Here is a 14,562-nt window from a genome sequence, read left to right as displayed (position 1 = left end):
TGCTGCTTTTGGTGGCCGGTCATTCCGTGCACCACCATTAAGGTCTATGCGGTTTCTGACGGGGTTTTTGTACATCGCCAAAGCAGCTATGAAGCGAATCGACGATCATTCGTCCGTCGCCGCCACCGCCGCCCGTCATGTAGTGAATGATCGATGAAGCGCCGAGTTGACGGGTGTCGCCCATGAACACACGTGCGCGATGCGTCTAACGACTCGGTCGCGGCGGACGCACCCCTCGCGCCGTATTCGCGGTGCCCTGCGCATTCTTCTGCCGTTGTTCTTCCTGCTGCTGTTCGTTGAAGCGCTTGATGTGGTTTTCGCGGGCGTTTGCGCTTTGGCCGAGACAGCGCTCGATTCGAGCTGACGTGGTGCCGACCGTTTCGTGCTTGGCCGGATACAGGACATCGATATCGAAGCGCGTCACGCAGATTTGCGCCAGTTTGAGGCTCTGATCGACGTCATGAAGCATCACATTGAAGATATTTACTTTCAGCTGCGTAGGCCGGTCGTACCAATCGGTGACCGAACTCTGCAATTCATGCAGCGAATCGTACAAGCCAACCAGCGCGACGGCGTCATCGCCCGACAGATTGTGGAACTGCGGCGCGTTCGGGTACAGCACCGGCATAAAAGGGATGAAGTCCGCTTGAACGTCGCTCGGCAGGGCTTGGTCCGTGGCCGCTGAGGAATGGTTGGCAAGTGCGCGCTGATGAATAAACAGCAGCCTGTCGATCACACGCTTCAGTTCGGGCGTCAGATAACGCTTGGCATCGGCTCGCGACGGGCCTTCTCTGCGGCGCTCGCACGTTGGGTATTCGCTAGCGTTATCCATCCGCCGAGAAGTGCCGCACCAGCACCAAAAAGCGCGCCTGCGATTGGGGGGCGCCGAAGGCAAGGCCTAGGATGCCCCCGAAGAACAGCGCACCCGAGAGTGCCAAGTGTGGGTTTTGACGCAGGTATTCCCAAAACGCCCGCAGATCGGGCTTGAATTCGTCCATCAGGTATCCCCGTAGGCATGCGTTATACATGCTGGCCGTTTTTAATCGGCCTACGGATTGTGAGCGATTTTGATGTCGGTGTCGAACCGGGTGTTCAAAACCTAGGGGTCGAGTTTAGGGCACTGTTCGCTGGCTGTGAGTCGATCTAGGATGCGTTCGCCGCGTTGCACTGGTGTGCTGCGGCGTTCGCACCTTGAACACCATTGACCAGAAAACTCCGATGTCCCGCACCTTCCTCTATGCTCGTGTGAGCACCCCCACCCAGGACGCGCAATGCCAGGTTCAAACCGCCAAAGACGCCGGCTTTGAAATCGCGCCGCACCGCGTCTTCAGCGAAACGATCAGCGGCTCTGTGCCTGCCCTCTCCCGCCCCGGCTTTATCCGCCTCATCGACCGTCTCGAGCCGGGCGACACGCTCGTCGTCACACATCTGGATCGGCTTGGGCGTAACGCGATGGATATCAGCCGAACCTGGGAGCTTCTGGAGCGGATTGGCGTGAACATCAGGTGCTTCCAGCTGGACGGGCTGGATCGTAAAAGCCCCGCAGGGCAGATGACGTTCGCCATGGTGGCCGGATATGCCGAATTCGAGCGCGCGGTCCACATCGAACGCACGCAGGCCGGGTTGTCTCGTGCGAAAGCGAGCGGGAAGCACATGGGGCGGCCGCGCGTGCTCACGCCGCAGCTCGAGCGCGACGTTGCCGAGCACCTCAAGCGCGGCGAAACCATCGCGTCGATCGCACGCAACTTCATGTGCAGTCGCCAGACCATCACCCGTGTTCGAGAGAAGCTCCTACCCCTGGATGACTCGCCGCTGCAAGAACCCGCGACCTCATCTGCTCCGCCTGCAACGCGACCGACCAAGCCCAAGAAGCTTAAGCCGGTGCCTTACCTGCCGCCGCAAGAGACCCCTCAGCAATTGGTTCGCCGGATCCTGGCGCGATTCGGGGTGGGCGACGACGCAGCTGCCGACCTGGCGCCGAGCATCTCCGAGTTCGCGAACGAGTAAGTCAAATCGGATGGAAGTCGTCGCTCAGCACCTGCTCCATCGTCCACGGGCAAGTCTCGGACATCTGTTCGATCACGAGGCCGTGCTTGAAAGCTTCGACCAGCGCATCGCCCCATATGCGTTCGACCCGCTTGATATCCGTCAGCCGGCCTGCCAGGCTCGGCGTGTCCCTGATCATGCAGTCGACCTTGTAACGTGCGTGCTTAAGCTCACGTGCTGTGCTGGCTGGCTCATCCGGCTTGTATCGGATGCGGGCCATAAGCGTCATAACCGAAGCGATTCCGGCCGCGAACAGGCGCTGTTCGGTCCGTGCCACGGATTCGATCTCATCGGCGACATGCTCGCTGTCGAGCTGGTCGAACTTGCCATCGCGTACAAGGGCTGCCTGTTCGAATGTCCAAAGGCAGATATCGTCGTCATACTTCGTGCCCATCGCTTTGCTCCAGTTTCTGGTCGTCTCGTGTTCCGGCGGGTGGCGATTTTGCCATGTATATTTCGAAACACGATGTACGAAAACATGACTTGATAGTTTCGTACACCAGAGCGAACATCCCGACCTCGTGAACGGGTTTGTTGTTCAAACGAATCCAACGAAAGGTAATCGTCATGGACCCGACAAAATCCACCGCATCGTCCATCTGGAGCTACTGGCAGCGCCGTATGTCACCATTCACGCCCGAGGAACGCGCTCGGGCGACGGCGGTGCTAATCAAACTGATGCGGGCACGCGAAGCAGCCCGGTCCGAAGGGAGGACGCTGAAATGACGACGGCAGACACGCAGTCCGTGCAGCGGCACACGATGGAGAGCGCAAAGTGTGTGCTGCGCGCCGGGATCTGGCTGATCCGGAACGGTTGCGGCCGGATGATGTTGCTGCCGTACACGTCCCCCTCTGGTGCGTATTGGCGGTGCGAGTTTCATGCGCCTGGTCGACGCGCCGAGTCGTTCTATCGGTATTCGACCGGCAGCGGCACGCGCTTTCTCGCGAACCATGGCGACGGGATAGTCAAGGCGGACGCGTCACCGCAGGATCTCGCGGAGGTCATCATTGGAATCATGCCCGCGGATGCGAAGGCAGCATGCGCCGGCGACGCGAGTGCCGAGACGCTGCGCTGGCTCGTCGACTTGGAGACGGCTATCTCGGTCGATCTACTCCCAGAGGCGTTTCACGAGTACACCGACGACTATTCGGTATGGCGGCTCGTCAGTCTGACGCGGGGCAATGGAGACGACATGCAGCCGCAGCCGGGCTATGTCCCGCCTCGCTAACGGCGAGGTCGGCTCGTTACGGCCTGTATCCACCACCCCCGCTCCATCCACCACCCGCTTCCGGAGCACGCCTCGGCTTCGGCCTTGGGCCACTCATCCAACGGCAATCGGCCATGACGGAGCATTTCTCGCCACACGCGCTTGATGGCAGTCCGGCGCTCGGTCCTTCGCCGTGACAACACGGGAAGCAATCCACGCAGCCAAGGAGACGACACCTGACGGTCCTCCCTTCTGGTGCTGAGCAAGACCTGCAACGCCTTCTTGCGGCCAGCTCGCTTCGAAAGCGCAGGCGATCGCATCACGCGCATCCGCGGCAGGGTTTCCATCCACCCCAGCGTTCCAAAATTTCCGCGAAAAGCGGCCTCTGCCAGTTGACCGCATCCGAGACGGTCGAAGATAACGCTCCACCCATTTGCGGAAACGTGCCGCAGATCGCTTTCCGTCGGTCGCGTGTACAACGAGATCAAGTCCTGGATCGCGAGCACGGGAAATGAGATCATGATGCCGTTCTCGTACTCGATCTCCATGCGGCGAGTGGCTCTGCGATAGCGCGCCGCAGTCGTGCACGGTTCGGATTCGTCCAGTGGACGGTACTTCCGGAGCAACGGGCGTCCAGCGACGGACTTCTTTGTTCGCTTCATTTCAATCCCACAGCCGCGTGCGGATCTTAGCCAGCCGGATCAGCATATCTTCGTCTTCCTGCTGGAACTGCGCGTCCATCGTCCGACGGACCTTGCAGACGCGATAGAACTCTTGCACGTCCGCACGGTCCTGATTTTCCTCTTCGAACAGCTCGAGGTCCGGTAGGTCGACGTGCGGGTGCTCTGGAAGACCGCTGTCGCGCAGCGGCCGTTCATCGCGCCACCAGATATCGAGCGACTGCATTTCGGCCCAGACCTTCGCATGCTCCGGGTCAGCGTCCCAAGCGACATGACCGCCATTCTTCTGGCGGTGCACGAAGTCCGTCAGAATCGCGAACGATGCGTGGAGCAGCTGCCTATCAGCATCGTGATATCCGGGGGGCAGCTTCGTATCGATGAGATGGTTTTGATGCTGCCGACAGCATCGATAACGAAACCACCACACCAGATCGTTGATCGGCTTCGCCACGCGGTAACGCCAGACGTCGAATGCACCATCGACAACGGTCTCGAAGATGAACCAGCCGACCGGGTGCTCGGTACGAGCCTTTTCTTCCCACAGGCGCCATTCCTTTGCAGTTCCGCCGGCCAAGAACTTGTAGGGGCGCAGCTTCTTGATTTGTCTCTCTATCCAGTAATCCATGCTACGGCTCTTCACATCGCGCAGCTCGTGTACGCGGGTGGCAAGTATACGCATTGCGCTGGTGCCTGGATCGCCCAGCAGTGAGTAAAATCGCGTGCTTTCACAAGGGATTTTCGAATGGACATGTTGCCCACGCGAGGCACGGCACGCGATGATCACCACGCATGCGCGGCATCAGTTTCGGCACAGCTCGACCAGCTGCTGTTTCCGCTCGATCACGTCCGGTTTGGAGCCTTCATGGCGGCGCTCGAGCATCCGCTGCCGGCGCGCAATGCTGGGCTTGATCGCCTGATGGCTGTGAAGGCACCGTGGGATCAGGGCGCGCGATGAAATGCCCCGTCTGCGGCGATGCGATCCTCGACCGCGAGCATGGTGATCGCTACAGCGCGCTAGTCGCGCGGTTTCAGCACGAAGTAGACGACACTAGTCGGCCCCCTTCCCTATAGACGATTTTCGCCGGGTCTCCCGGCCATGCGAGCGCGTCGCGCGGCAGACCGTTAGTTGTGTTTTCGCTTGAAGAATATGGTGTTTTGGCGCACTCATTGCCTTATCATCGAAGGCGGCGGACCTGTATTGCTGTCTCCGCCTCCGCCAGGGCGAAACACGGGATGGGCTGCCGCTGCGGGGTACTAGCCGCTTCCTGACACAAAAATAGCGGCCCACATGCTTTCGGATAGTCGCCCCCGGCGATCTTCCAGTTGCATACGCCATGGACGCGCGTTAACATCCGTGCGTTGATTGCGCTGGGGCGCCGGAACAGCAGGAAGTTACCCGGGCGAGCGTGGTTATCGAATCGAATTCGCCGGGGCGCTGGAACCAGCTGGTCGTTACCCAGGCGGGCGAGTTCAATCAAGTTTCGCTGTTGCGCCGGGCTCGTTGTTCGTTATCCGGGCGAGTGAAGTCAAGGGAAAGGCCGCTTTCGAGCGGCCTTTTTCTTTTGCGCGTTCGCGTGCTGTATGCACGGTCTTCCTGTCGTGCGGCAAATGTGATGTACGTTGCAGAATCGGCCTGTTAGCATTGGCGAAACTCGCGCTACGTCCGTAGCCACGCAATGAAAAACGAGGAGAAGCTGATGAACCGTGTGATGTTGATCGACAACCACGAAGCCGTCGTATCGTTTTCCCCGGCGATCGGAATGCATCGCGGCGAGTTTGTCGGGCTGTCCGGTTATGCCGATTTCTACGCGGCCGACATGGTGAAATTGCGTGAGGAAGGCGAGCTGTCTCTGAAGATTTTCATCGAGGCATGCGAGCGCCGCGGCATCCCGGCCACGAGGACTGCGTGAGTCCTCACGGCTTCGTACGCATCGCGCCAGGGGTCATCTTTTCGGCTGAGGTCTTCACACCGGTCCGCATCGAACAGCCCGCGAATCGCTCGCGAAAGCAGCCCCCGGCGGATGCGCCTGATGAAGCTTCGGTCGCCCCGCGTCAGACCGACCTTTGGGGCGACGACCGAAGCAACGCATCCTCATAGCACGCGTGCGCCGGTCGCTCGGTGCCTACGAATACAGGCTAGTTACCTTGTAGGCGATCAAGCCGATGGTGAGCTTCATCTTGTCGCCCGCATCCCACATGTCGAGGGTCAGCTCGCCAGTCATGGCCAGACTGTCACCTTCATCGAGTGGGAGCAGCGCGTTTCGGGCGTTGTCCGCATACGCAACTACATTCACGGGACGTGTCGTTCCGTCCCTGTCGACCACGCGTACCTTGGCTGCAACATAGGGACTTCCAGACCTCGAGAATCCCTCGCGCGGCGTATTAAGCAGCGTGCCGCTAATCAGGCCGTTCAGCATCGTCCTTCTCCAGTTTGTCGGTTACCGCCGCGGCGGCGATTTGGCCGAGGTCATCGATGACGCACGACATGGCGTCCCATGCAGACCCGGGCGTCGTGATCTGTACCGGCCGCAACCTAAATGAGCGGCGCTCGCCGTCAGCTGCCTCGCGCACCTTGGCTACGCGCCACTCGCGGTCGTTGGCACCATAGCCACTGAGCTCGATGATGGTGTCGGCCGCGCTGGACATGCGGGTACCGACGCGCGGAGCTTCGATTGTCTCGGTTGACGGGTCCACGAGCACCACGGTGCAGCCGGTCTCCTGCAGCAGCTTGTCGCAACCCGCGAGGACCGTCGGTGCCGCTGAGTGTGGCCACGCTTCAGGCATCGAGTCGATGATCAGCAATGGCTGCTTTGCGTTGTCCCGCTTGATCATTTCGACCACATCATCGAGATACGGCGAGTCACTGAGGTCGAGATCGCCGCCAAGCGGGCAGAAGCTATCCGGAAACACGCGGTGCTTCGTTCGCTGCGCGTCAAGCCGGTGAAAGTAGGTGTCCGGCTTCGCGATCCAGAGATATGCCTTCGACACGCGTTGCACTTGACGCCCGAACCATGGCTGACCCGTCGCCGCGGCGAGTGCGAGTTCAAGGGCAGCGAACGACTTGCCGCTTCCCGCCGGGCCACGGATAAGGGCAAGCCCACCGTCGGCAATCAGTTTGTCCACGATCCACGCGGGTTCAAACGGTCGGTAGATCTTACGCAGCGGCATGAGAAATTTGCTGCGGTTTTGTCTTTCATTGTTTCGATCATCTGGCATCCGTTCTTCGACTAGCTCACGGTGATCGTCAGTTCATCGGCGTAGCGTTGGCAGTCCCACTCCTGAGATTCGCCATCGCACCACACACCCACGCTCATGTCGAGCGACTCGTACAGGTTCTTGTGGACGTACAGTTCGGGCGGCTCGGGATTGTCCGGATGGCCGTTGTGATCCACGAGCAGGATCGCGCAGCCGGTTTCGCTCCGGAGCGCATCGAGCGCCTGCAGGACTGTCGACGTGCCGCTGTGCGTGGCCAGATCAATGCCCGGTGTCGCGGCGCCAAGCGCGCCGATGACGATCAATCCGTGGCCGCGGTGGTGGCCGTTAACACCGTCTATCAGCACGCCCACGTCGACGTCGCTGCCGAGGTCCAGCGGATCCGTACAGATCCTCAGCCGCTTCGCTTTGCCCACGCGCTTCGTCATGCCGCCGACGTCGTCGTCGAAACGTTCGGACGGCTCGGGACAAAGATAGGTGACCGGCGCCCCTGCGGTCGGGACACTGCAGAACGTGCGTTCGCCGGCGGCAATTGCCCACGCCACGCGCAACGCCAGCTTGTCGGGCCTTGCCTCCGGTGCGCCGTAGATCACGCCGAGCTCGCCAGCACGCAACCAGCCAGCCATCAGCCACGGCGCAGACGGCTCGAGGCTATCGAGGTCAACCGCCGGGTCATAGATCCCCGGGCCGCGCTTCGCAGCAAGGCGTTCTTTGAGCGCGGAGCTGGGCGATTCCTTGAGCTCGTCAGCAACGGAAAGCCCACGTTCCGCCATCCACGCCAGCACATCGGCCTTACGCCACAACTTGATGCGCGGCGACAGTGCGACCGGGGCCGGGAAGTTTCCTACGCTGGCCCAGCGCCGGATAGTGTTCGGGCTCGCCACGCGCACGAGCGCGGCGACCGCCTCGAGCTTCATCAGGCCTGCCGACTCGATCTTGGTGCCTTTGAACATTATTTGCTCCATCTGTGAATATGGAGCAAAGCGTCACGTCACGACTCATATGGTGCGAGTCGTGTGGCGAAGGGACACGACCGTGTCGCAAAAACGAAGGGCGCCGAAGCGCCCCGTTATGGTCATGTGTCGTACGCCCTTTTCAGTCAACCGCCTGAAGCTCGAGCTGCACTGGCCGACGCACCCGCGTGCGCGCACTCTCATCGCGAGGAATCGGCAGACGCCGGCCATTCCACGACGATCCACTCTTTCGCGCGTGTGCGACGGCATCGAGCGGCGTTGGGCGAGCTTGCTGCTCTCGTGTCACGGGTGATGCGTGATGATCGCGCGGCGGTTGTGTGGTGGCCCGCGAAGCGGCGAACGCAGCGGCCAACCCTTCACACAGATGCGGCCTGCCCTGCTGTGTGGCGACCCACGACGCGCCGCGGATCTCGAAGCGCAAGCCGTCGCTGCAGAACGGACACAGACCGCCGATCGCAACGGTGGCCTCGCGCCCTTGTACCACCCCAAACTTTCCGGTCGTCCTCATGCTCCATCTCCCGTAACACGACAGACGGAAGTTTACGCGCCGCGACCGCAGATGCAAATAGCCTGTGTTCACAAAGGGAATCGTGCCGGTCGGTGCTGGCTGCAATTCGCGTTCGATGCGGAAGGGGACGGTGCTGCTCGCGCGCTGGGCACGAGCGGATCGTCATTGCGTCATCAATCGGCCAGTGCTGATTTCCGGACGGCACCCACTACCACTGCAATACCCTGTCGAGTTCCGCGCGTTGCTGCGGGGGGAGGAATCAGCCGAAGTTGCCCCCCTACCCCCAACCGCATTTGGGCTCGCGGTGGAGAAAGGGTAAAGCACAGTTATCAGCCCCCTTTCGGGGCGTGGAATCTTAAATACGGGCCGTTACTCAGCGTCGCCGCCTTCTTCCCTCCCGCATTCCCTCGAGGCCATTCCACTGCCAGCCCATCAAGCACCGGAGTTGCACCGGTCGCCAAACGTCAGCGTGCTTGATTAACCGGTTGACTTGGAAGCAGACCGGCTACGCTACGTGTTTCTTCGCCTGTCAGCCCATACAGGCCCAGTTGCATTGATCCCGGACGATAGGAGTCCGAACGGCGCGCCAAAACAAAAACCCCGCGTAATGCTTTGCTGGGGCATGGGCTTGGCAGGCCAGACAGACTGATCGCGCGCAGGTGTAAACCGAAACCTATTCGACCAGCTGTCATCACAAGCCCCAGCAAAACACTCGCGGGGTTCTTAACGACACGGTTCACTTTTGCGCACGCCCAGCTGCCAACCGGACACGCAGATTGTAGGGGGGACACAGTGACGGCGCAAGAGGCGATCGCCATATTTCTGTGAAAAATCAATGACTTAATATTGCCTATTAGGCAATATATCACGCAAGTCTTTGATTCGACAGGACCACTACCGGGCTTCGCGCCTAACCGTAAAGAGTGCGGCCGTCGGTGATGAACACGGGCGCGCGTCGATGCGCATGGCCAGTCGCTCTCGCACGCATGCTCGCCCCGTCGTCGCACCTGTACGCGCGGGCGATGTACCTCTTTCTTGCGCGTTTGATCTTCTTGCCCGATATCCGTTTTCCGTCGAACACAGCACGGACCAACGTCCAATCTGGATAGCGGCGCTGCGCCAATCCGAAGATCTCAAGCGGCCCTGACGTAAGCCCAATATCCACAATCTCTACCTGGTCGACCCGCTTGAGCTTGATCGCGGTGTGCTTCAGAAGAGCGGCCCATTTCTTGGGTTTTGCGCCCTTCGCGTTCACGCCTTTGTGTACCTCGAGTTCGCGGTTGTAGCAGTTTACGCAAATCGTATGGTCGCGAATCAGACGGAATCTGCCCAGGAAACGCTCGGCATTCATGCCCGATCGCATGCACCTGATGCAATAGAGTTGAAGGTCGACGCGTATCGGGGAGATTTCCTTGCGCTTGACCTTATCAGCAATCGCTGCGACCACCTCCGGTGCCTGCTCGCCAGCATGTTGCTGACCGATCGGGCATCCCGTCGCGCATGCGGGATATTTTTTGGCGAGGAAATTCTTCGCGCACGCCTCGACCATCAGAGTTGCGTGCAATGGTTCGCAACGGAACAACTTCACGCCGGGGAACGATTCGAGCTCGACGTACGCGATTTCCATTCGCGGATGGTCGAATCACGACTTTCACCTTGCGATGCAGCGCTTTTCGCGCGGGCGTTGGTCCGCTCGTAGTAGATGTGGCAGACGCGTCTCGAGCGTCTAAAACTGCACCAAGCTATCGGCCGGTGAGCCGGGCCACTACGTGATCGAGCACGATGTCCAGTTCCTCGCGGACGGCTCGTTCATCGGCGCCCTGCTCCACCGCATGAGCCGCCTCCGCGCATTGGGCTGCAACCCACATGAACAGGCCCGTGCCGGCGTCGCCGAAATGTGCTGTCTCGTCAGGCAACAAATACGTCATGACCGCGCGAACGCGCGCCGGGTTTACGCCAACTATCGTTCTGCCGCGCGGACCGGCAACGAGCGCACCCGTCTCGCGTGCGTGCCGCTACATGAGCTTCAAAGGTTCGCGCGCGCCAGAATCACCACGGTGCCATGCTGCCCGCGTCTCAAGGGTCCGCTGCGCGAACGCACGCACAATGCCTTCTGGTGTGCGCTCCGCGTGCATCGGCGGTACGTTTCTTTGGCTTTCGGGCATACATCCTCTCCTATGCCGGTTCGACAACTTTAAATTTGTCACGGATGCGCATGATGATCTGGCGCGTGACATTCATCTCGCGTGCCAATGACGCTACGCTGGCCCCCTGCTCGAGCTTCTCGAGTACAAGCGCCTGCTGCGCATCCGATAGCACGGCCTTGCGCCCTGCCGTCCGCCCTTCCAATTTCGCCCGTTCGAGGCCCGCTTTCGTGCGCTCGACCAACAGATCGCGCTCGAACTCTGCGACTGCGGCGAGCACACCCATTGTCATTTTCCCGGCTGCCGACGTCAGATCGACGCCACCGAGCGCGAGGCAATGCACGCGCACCCCCATCTCGGTGAGCAGATCGACCGTCGATCGCACGTCCATTGCGTTTCGTCCGAGCCGGTCTAGCTTAGTGACAATCACAACATCGCCCTCTTCCATGCGGTCCAGCAACTTGCAGAATCCGGGCCTCGCCGTGGCCGCGGTCGAACCGCTGATTTGCTCGGCGACGATCCGCTTCGGATCGATGTGAAAGCCGGCCGCGCTCACCTCGAGCAGTTGGTTGTCGGTGGTCTGTTCGGTCGTGCTCACGCGTGCGTAAAGAAACGTGCGGCTCATCTTTCCCCTTGTTTTTATGACGTTTTCGGAGCGACACACTACCGAGCTCAGCGTACGTACGCAATCGAATTAGGCTGTAAATCGGACACTTTTTTTAGATTGGGCTCTATAGCGTTCAAGGCTATAGAGCCGCCTCGCCAATCGCCCGTCGCGCACGACACAAGAAAAGGACAACCCCTGCACATGGCAAACGCCAAGGTCCAAAACTGAAGGTGGGGTCACGGCGTCCGATGACACGCAAGGCAGTGAAAAAGGCGACATCTGATCTGGGGATGGTGTACGCCAGTTTGAACATTCAAACGTTGCATGAAGGAGCCGCGGCGTTGCGCGAGTCAAAACTCCTTGGGGCGAAGACGATGCGCAAGCTTCGATGACCTGTGGCTATCGACTGCGCCCGTGTTCGATTCAGCCGCCGCTTGTCTCTAGCAGAACGTCTTGGCTGACATGACGGCAGCTTCGCCCAGTAGCGAGTTAGTTACCGAACCTTTGTGATGTCCGCGTCATAGCCTAGACTCGGATAGCTCGGTATTAGCGCTATCGAGTTCCTCGTATATGCCTCGTACCTATAAAAATGCGAGGCATCTTTTTTTGCTTGCAGACAGCATGATTCCGGCGTGTCACAGCACCGATACGACTTATGCCGCCAGCTGATGCTGGTAATACGGCCGGTCTCTGTCCTCAAGTATCGCGTACAGTGCTGCGAGGTCATCCGGATCAGGATTGAGCCACGCGTCCAGGTATCGCTCCTTAATCGGAATGATGCATCGGTCATGACCGGCCTCAGCCACTTCAGGTGGCGGTTCATCTGTGATTGCCGCGAACGACAGCAGGTCAGGTTCGCCGGGCGCTGTCCATCTCGACCACAGGCAGGCCACCAGCATCTGCTGGCCGTTGCTCGGGCGGAATTCGAGAACGACGTTTTCATCCTTCTCGCCCTCTGCCAGCAATCGTCCTTCCATTTTCGCGCGAGAGACATTTTCGTAAAACACATCCACGACCATGATGCCGTGGGTGTACCCGAAGCACGGCTTCCAGAACCCGCTCAGACTGTCGCGTCTCGCGTTGTATGTTCCTGGATATTTGACATCGTAGCTCGCAGGCTTCCCAGCGACTCGACACTGGTAGCGCATTGGCTTCACAACGCGTTGCCCGTTCTCCACGATGAGGACAGGCGCGTAATAGCCCGGGAAGATGCGTGAGTCGCGTGGCTCCAGTTCCACGCGCGTGATGTCTTCGAGACGACGAAGTGCGGCGTCGATTTTGTCCGCAGCAATTCGCCTGTTCTCAGTAGCGGCCTTGGTGAGCTTTGTCTGCAAGCTTCGCTCCGCATCAGCAAGCCTCTTCTTCTGCTTGAACAGTTCCTGCTCAAGTGCGGTCATCCTCGTGGCGTTGTACCGTGCAATGAGCTCGCGAATTTCGTTGAAGTCATCGCTGGTCGAATCGAGAAACGCGGCATCCATTGCTTTGGGGATCTTCGTCCTGCTCGCCCCATCCACGAGACCGAGGTAAAGCTGGGCAAAGTCCTCGAGGCTCATGTTGGCCCCAAACATCCTGACATAGCGGCGATAGTCGGCGAGTATCTGGGCGCTGTAGCACATTGGCGGGCCTCGGGAATTCGTAAAGCATCTTGTCCAGAGTATTGCGCAGCCAGACTGCCTGCAAGGCAATGGATCGAACGCTCGCAAAAACGTCAGACGTCAGCTGGCAAACTCAACCACAGGCTCACTAACCTTGACGCGAAACGGATGTCTGGAAGGCCTCGTTCAGGGTGACAGTAGAACCGGCGTCGGGTGTATCGCGACAGTGAGCGGCCCGGCTAATGCCGGACCGCGTCGCTTGATGATGTCGACCGCGAGGCCATCTGGGGCAGCCCTGGCTGACACACGTAGCGTCGCCGGAGAAGCATCGTGAATGGTCCTGTCCGGGCGAACCAGTACAAAAAGCGTTCGCGACGTCTGTGCGGCCAGATGCAGTCGTCGGCGTGAGGCAGCCTGCACATGATTCAGCCAGACGAGCAACGCACCACAACAGTCAGCGCGAAGGATTTGCTCCGCGCACCACATGGTGTCGGAAACGCTCGATGAGTTCAGCCCTAGCAGTCGCGCGGGAGCGACACCCACGTGCGCCCAGCCTTGCCCATTCGGGATGTGCGGAGGTCGAACCAGCGCAATCGGCTGCTGCCCCATGTTGTTAAGCGCCGGATACAGCAATCTCACCTCACCGACACCCGGACTGGGTACCAGCAGCTCAACCAGCCCACCGAGCGGCCGGCCGACACCGGGCAGTTCAGCTGAGAGCGCCGGATATCCTGTTTCGACCACGCGTACGCTTCCGCAGGCAAGCTGGGTGGCTCGCCACAGGGCGGGATGAATCTCCTCTGCGGAAGTCGGGAGCGACGACATGGGTGACACACCTGTGTATTTATACAGTATCCTACACGCAAGTACGTGTGGCGGGCAGGTCACCGCCGGAGATCCTGCGTGATGGATGCGCGAGTCAGAAGGCCAGTAACCGGGCATCCAATGCCCGAGATTGCAGCGTTCGTCGCGGCCTTGAAGTCGGCGTTTGGCGAATCCATCATCGACGACGCGATCCGACGCGGTAAAGCTGGTGAACCGACCTTCCATGCCCGGGAAAACGGCCGCTCGGTCGGTACGCCGTCTTCTTCGGGTTCGGCGACGACGTGGAAGGTCGATGGTGCGTTGCGCGACCGGCGCTATTGCGCCGGATGCGACGGCTCCTGCGTGGGGCAGAACATCCGGTGCAAGGAATGAGCACCGTTGCACGTCGTGCAGCATGTCACGACCGCGCGGGTGCGAGTCGCACCATTGGACAGACCACCTGTGCACGTGGGCGCGATTCGCCTTGCATCGACACCTCCATCTTTTAATGCAGATCAAGCGGTATGAACCAGGAAACGTATAAGGGCTACCTGATTTGGGGCCACGCCATAGCCCAGCAGTCCGACATCCTGACGCCAGAGCTATACGCGGCAAGCGGGACGATTACAGCCGGTACCAGGCTCGTTGAGGCGTCAGGCGTTCTCGGCAACTTTGAGACCGAACAGCAGGCTACCGATGCGGGCATCGCATGGGCTCGTGCATGGGTTGATAGCCATGGCTAGGGCCAATAGATTGGCACGGTCTCGTCATCCTGATCGTGCC

The 14,562-nt window shown here is 60.1% G+C and carries 20 protein-coding genes; 6 read left to right on the top strand and 14 right to left on the bottom strand.

Features of this window, described 5'->3' with window-relative positions; translation table 11 throughout:
* Positions 1 to 205: 205 nt before the first annotated feature.
* Together ACYVNQ_RS04565 and ACYVNQ_RS04560 are read right to left on the bottom strand one after the other, a co-directional pair.
* Positions 206 to 736 (bottom strand): hypothetical protein, encoded by a 531-nt coding sequence (locus tag ACYVNQ_RS04565; RefSeq protein WP_460901088.1) that lies wholly within the window; start codon positions 734 to 736, stop codon positions 206 to 208.
* A gap of 88 nt (positions 737 to 824) precedes the next feature.
* Positions 825 to 998, bottom strand: a complete 174-nt coding sequence (locus ACYVNQ_RS04560; RefSeq protein ID WP_460901087.1) for a hypothetical protein — start codon at positions 996 to 998, stop codon at positions 825 to 827.
* Positions 999 to 1,191: 193 nt separating this feature from the next.
* On the opposite strand from ACYVNQ_RS04560, the gene ACYVNQ_RS04555 reads away from it, so the two are divergent.
* Positions 1,192 to 2,007, top strand: a complete 816-nt coding sequence (locus tag ACYVNQ_RS04555) for a recombinase family protein (protein WP_460901086.1) — start codon at positions 1,192 to 1,194, stop codon at positions 2,005 to 2,007.
* A 1-nt stretch (position 2,008) separates the two neighbouring features.
* Here ACYVNQ_RS04555 and ACYVNQ_RS04550 read toward each other — a convergent pair whose 3' ends face one another.
* Complete coding sequence (locus ACYVNQ_RS04550) at positions 2,009 to 2,440, bottom strand: DUF29 domain-containing protein (RefSeq protein ID WP_460901085.1); 432 nt, start codon at positions 2,438 to 2,440, stop codon at positions 2,009 to 2,011.
* A gap of 127 nt (positions 2,441 to 2,567) precedes the next feature.
* On the opposite strand from ACYVNQ_RS04550, the gene ACYVNQ_RS04545 reads away from it, so the two are divergent.
* Positions 2,568 to 3,275, top strand: a complete 708-nt coding sequence (locus tag ACYVNQ_RS04545; protein ID WP_460901084.1) for a hypothetical protein — start codon at positions 2,568 to 2,570, stop codon at positions 3,273 to 3,275.
* On the opposite strand, the gene ACYVNQ_RS04540 is transcribed toward ACYVNQ_RS04545, so the two are convergent.
* Together ACYVNQ_RS04540 and ACYVNQ_RS04535 are read right to left on the bottom strand one after the other, a co-directional pair.
* Positions 3,272 to 3,802: a hypothetical protein gene (locus ACYVNQ_RS04540; protein ID WP_460901083.1), complete on the bottom strand. Its 531-nt coding sequence runs from the start codon at positions 3,800 to 3,802 to the stop codon at positions 3,272 to 3,274. The genes ACYVNQ_RS04545 and ACYVNQ_RS04540 overlap by 4 nt on opposite strands.
* Positions 3,803 to 3,917: 115 nt before the next feature.
* Entirely contained in the window at positions 3,918 to 4,559 is a 642-nt protein-coding gene (locus ACYVNQ_RS04535; RefSeq protein WP_460901082.1) for a hypothetical protein, read from the bottom strand.
* A gap of 117 nt (positions 4,560 to 4,676) precedes the next feature.
* Between ACYVNQ_RS04535 and ACYVNQ_RS04530 the strand changes: the two genes are divergently transcribed.
* Both ACYVNQ_RS04530 and ACYVNQ_RS04525 read left to right on the top strand, forming a co-directional pair.
* Entirely contained in the window at positions 4,677 to 4,889 is a 213-nt protein-coding gene (locus ACYVNQ_RS04530) for a type II toxin-antitoxin system TacA family antitoxin (RefSeq protein ID WP_460901081.1), read from the top strand.
* A gap of 754 nt (positions 4,890 to 5,643) precedes the next feature.
* Entirely contained in the window at positions 5,644 to 5,844 is a 201-nt protein-coding gene (locus ACYVNQ_RS04525; protein WP_460901080.1) for a hypothetical protein, read from the top strand.
* 213 nt (positions 5,845 to 6,057) lie between these two features.
* On the opposite strand, the gene ACYVNQ_RS04520 is transcribed toward ACYVNQ_RS04525, so the two are convergent.
* The 9 genes from ACYVNQ_RS04520 to imuA form a co-directional block, all read right to left on the bottom strand.
* Complete coding sequence (locus ACYVNQ_RS04520; protein ID WP_460901079.1) at positions 6,058 to 6,351, bottom strand: single stranded DNA-binding domain-containing protein; 294 nt, start codon at positions 6,349 to 6,351, stop codon at positions 6,058 to 6,060.
* Positions 6,332 to 7,150, bottom strand: coding sequence for an AAA family ATPase (locus ACYVNQ_RS04515; protein ID WP_460901078.1), 819 nt, complete (start codon positions 7,148 to 7,150; stop codon positions 6,332 to 6,334). The genes ACYVNQ_RS04520 and ACYVNQ_RS04515 overlap by 20 nt, the downstream gene beginning before the upstream one ends.
* A gap of 11 nt (positions 7,151 to 7,161) precedes the next feature.
* Complete coding sequence (locus tag ACYVNQ_RS04510) at positions 7,162 to 8,100, bottom strand: AAA family ATPase (protein ID WP_460901077.1); 939 nt, start codon at positions 8,098 to 8,100, stop codon at positions 7,162 to 7,164.
* 142 nt (positions 8,101 to 8,242) lie between these two features.
* Complete coding sequence (locus ACYVNQ_RS04505) at positions 8,243 to 8,629, bottom strand: hypothetical protein (RefSeq protein ID WP_460901076.1); 387 nt, start codon at positions 8,627 to 8,629, stop codon at positions 8,243 to 8,245.
* A 910-nt stretch (positions 8,630 to 9,539) separates the two neighbouring features.
* A complete protein-coding gene (locus ACYVNQ_RS04500; RefSeq protein WP_460901075.1) occupies positions 9,540 to 10,256 on the bottom strand; it encodes a hypothetical protein in 717 nt (238 codons plus the stop codon).
* Positions 10,257 to 10,371: 115 nt separating this feature from the next.
* Positions 10,372 to 10,557: a hypothetical protein gene (locus ACYVNQ_RS04495; RefSeq protein ID WP_460901074.1), complete on the bottom strand. Its 186-nt coding sequence runs from the start codon at positions 10,555 to 10,557 to the stop codon at positions 10,372 to 10,374.
* Between the two features lie 247 nt (positions 10,558 to 10,804).
* Positions 10,805 to 11,398: a recombinase family protein gene (locus ACYVNQ_RS04490; protein ID WP_460901073.1), complete on the bottom strand. Its 594-nt coding sequence runs from the start codon at positions 11,396 to 11,398 to the stop codon at positions 10,805 to 10,807.
* A gap of 635 nt (positions 11,399 to 12,033) precedes the next feature.
* On the bottom strand, positions 12,034 to 12,996 hold the full coding sequence (locus ACYVNQ_RS04485; protein WP_460901072.1) for an SOS response-associated peptidase family protein: 963 nt from the start codon (positions 12,994 to 12,996) through the stop codon (positions 12,034 to 12,036).
* 165 nt (positions 12,997 to 13,161) lie between these two features.
* Entirely contained in the window at positions 13,162 to 13,800 is a 639-nt protein-coding gene (gene imuA / locus ACYVNQ_RS04480) for a translesion DNA synthesis-associated protein ImuA (protein ID WP_460901071.1), read from the bottom strand.
* 81 nt (positions 13,801 to 13,881) lie between these two features.
* On the opposite strand from imuA, the gene ACYVNQ_RS04475 reads away from it, so the two are divergent.
* Both ACYVNQ_RS04475 and ACYVNQ_RS04470 read left to right on the top strand, forming a co-directional pair.
* Entirely contained in the window at positions 13,882 to 14,172 is a 291-nt protein-coding gene (locus ACYVNQ_RS04475; protein ID WP_460901070.1) for a hypothetical protein, read from the top strand.
* 131 nt (positions 14,173 to 14,303) lie between these two features.
* Positions 14,304 to 14,522 (top strand): hypothetical protein, encoded by a 219-nt coding sequence (locus ACYVNQ_RS04470; RefSeq protein WP_460901069.1) that lies wholly within the window; start codon positions 14,304 to 14,306, stop codon positions 14,520 to 14,522.
* Positions 14,523 to 14,562: the final 40 nt, after the last annotated feature.

The organism is Paraburkholderia jirisanensis (genome assembly GCF_054782355.1).
The sequence above is the reverse complement of the archived record's forward strand: the minus strand, read 5'-3'. Positions and strand labels throughout refer to the sequence as shown.

Excerpts from the sequence above, each read along its gene's own strand:
- ACYVNQ_RS04560 (WP_460901087.1), bottom strand. The coding sequence starts at position 998 with ATGGACGAATTCAAGCCCGATCTGCGGGCGTTTTGGGAATACCTGCGT.
- ACYVNQ_RS04550 (WP_460901085.1), bottom strand. The coding sequence starts at position 2,440 with ATGGGCACGAAGTATGACGACGATATCTGCCTTTGGACATTCGAACAG.
- ACYVNQ_RS04540 (WP_460901083.1), bottom strand. The coding sequence starts at position 3,802 with ATGGAGATCGAGTACGAGAACGGCATCATGATCTCATTTCCCGTGCTC.
- ACYVNQ_RS04535 (WP_460901082.1), bottom strand. The coding sequence starts at position 4,559 with ATGGATTACTGGATAGAGAGACAAATCAAGAAGCTGCGCCCCTACAAG.
- ACYVNQ_RS04530 (WP_460901081.1), top strand. The coding sequence starts at position 4,677 with ATGGACATGTTGCCCACGCGAGGCACGGCACGCGATGATCACCACGCA.
- ACYVNQ_RS04525 (WP_460901080.1), top strand. The coding sequence starts at position 5,644 with ATGTTGATCGACAACCACGAAGCCGTCGTATCGTTTTCCCCGGCGATC.
- ACYVNQ_RS04520 (WP_460901079.1), bottom strand. The coding sequence starts at position 6,351 with ATGCTGAACGGCCTGATTAGCGGCACGCTGCTTAATACGCCGCGCGAG.
- ACYVNQ_RS04515 (WP_460901078.1), bottom strand. The coding sequence starts at position 7,150 with ATGCCAGATGATCGAAACAATGAAAGACAAAACCGCAGCAAATTTCTC.
- ACYVNQ_RS04510 (WP_460901077.1), bottom strand. The coding sequence starts at position 8,100 with ATGTTCAAAGGCACCAAGATCGAGTCGGCAGGCCTGATGAAGCTCGAG.
- ACYVNQ_RS04505 (WP_460901076.1), bottom strand. The coding sequence starts at position 8,629 with ATGAGGACGACCGGAAAGTTTGGGGTGGTACAAGGGCGCGAGGCCACC.
- ACYVNQ_RS04500 (WP_460901075.1), bottom strand. The coding sequence starts at position 10,256 with ATGGAAATCGCGTACGTCGAGCTCGAATCGTTCCCCGGCGTGAAGTTG.
- ACYVNQ_RS04495 (WP_460901074.1), bottom strand. The coding sequence starts at position 10,557 with ATGACGTATTTGTTGCCTGACGAGACAGCACATTTCGGCGACGCCGGC.
- ACYVNQ_RS04490 (WP_460901073.1), bottom strand. The coding sequence starts at position 11,398 with ATGAGCCGCACGTTTCTTTACGCACGCGTGAGCACGACCGAACAGACC.
- ACYVNQ_RS04485 (WP_460901072.1), bottom strand. The coding sequence starts at position 12,996 with ATGTGCTACAGCGCCCAGATACTCGCCGACTATCGCCGCTATGTCAGG.
- imuA (WP_460901071.1), bottom strand. The coding sequence starts at position 13,800 with ATGTCGTCGCTCCCGACTTCCGCAGAGGAGATTCATCCCGCCCTGTGG.
- ACYVNQ_RS04475 (WP_460901070.1), top strand. The coding sequence starts at position 13,882 with ATGGATGCGCGAGTCAGAAGGCCAGTAACCGGGCATCCAATGCCCGAG.
- ACYVNQ_RS04470 (WP_460901069.1), top strand. The coding sequence starts at position 14,304 with ATGAACCAGGAAACGTATAAGGGCTACCTGATTTGGGGCCACGCCATA.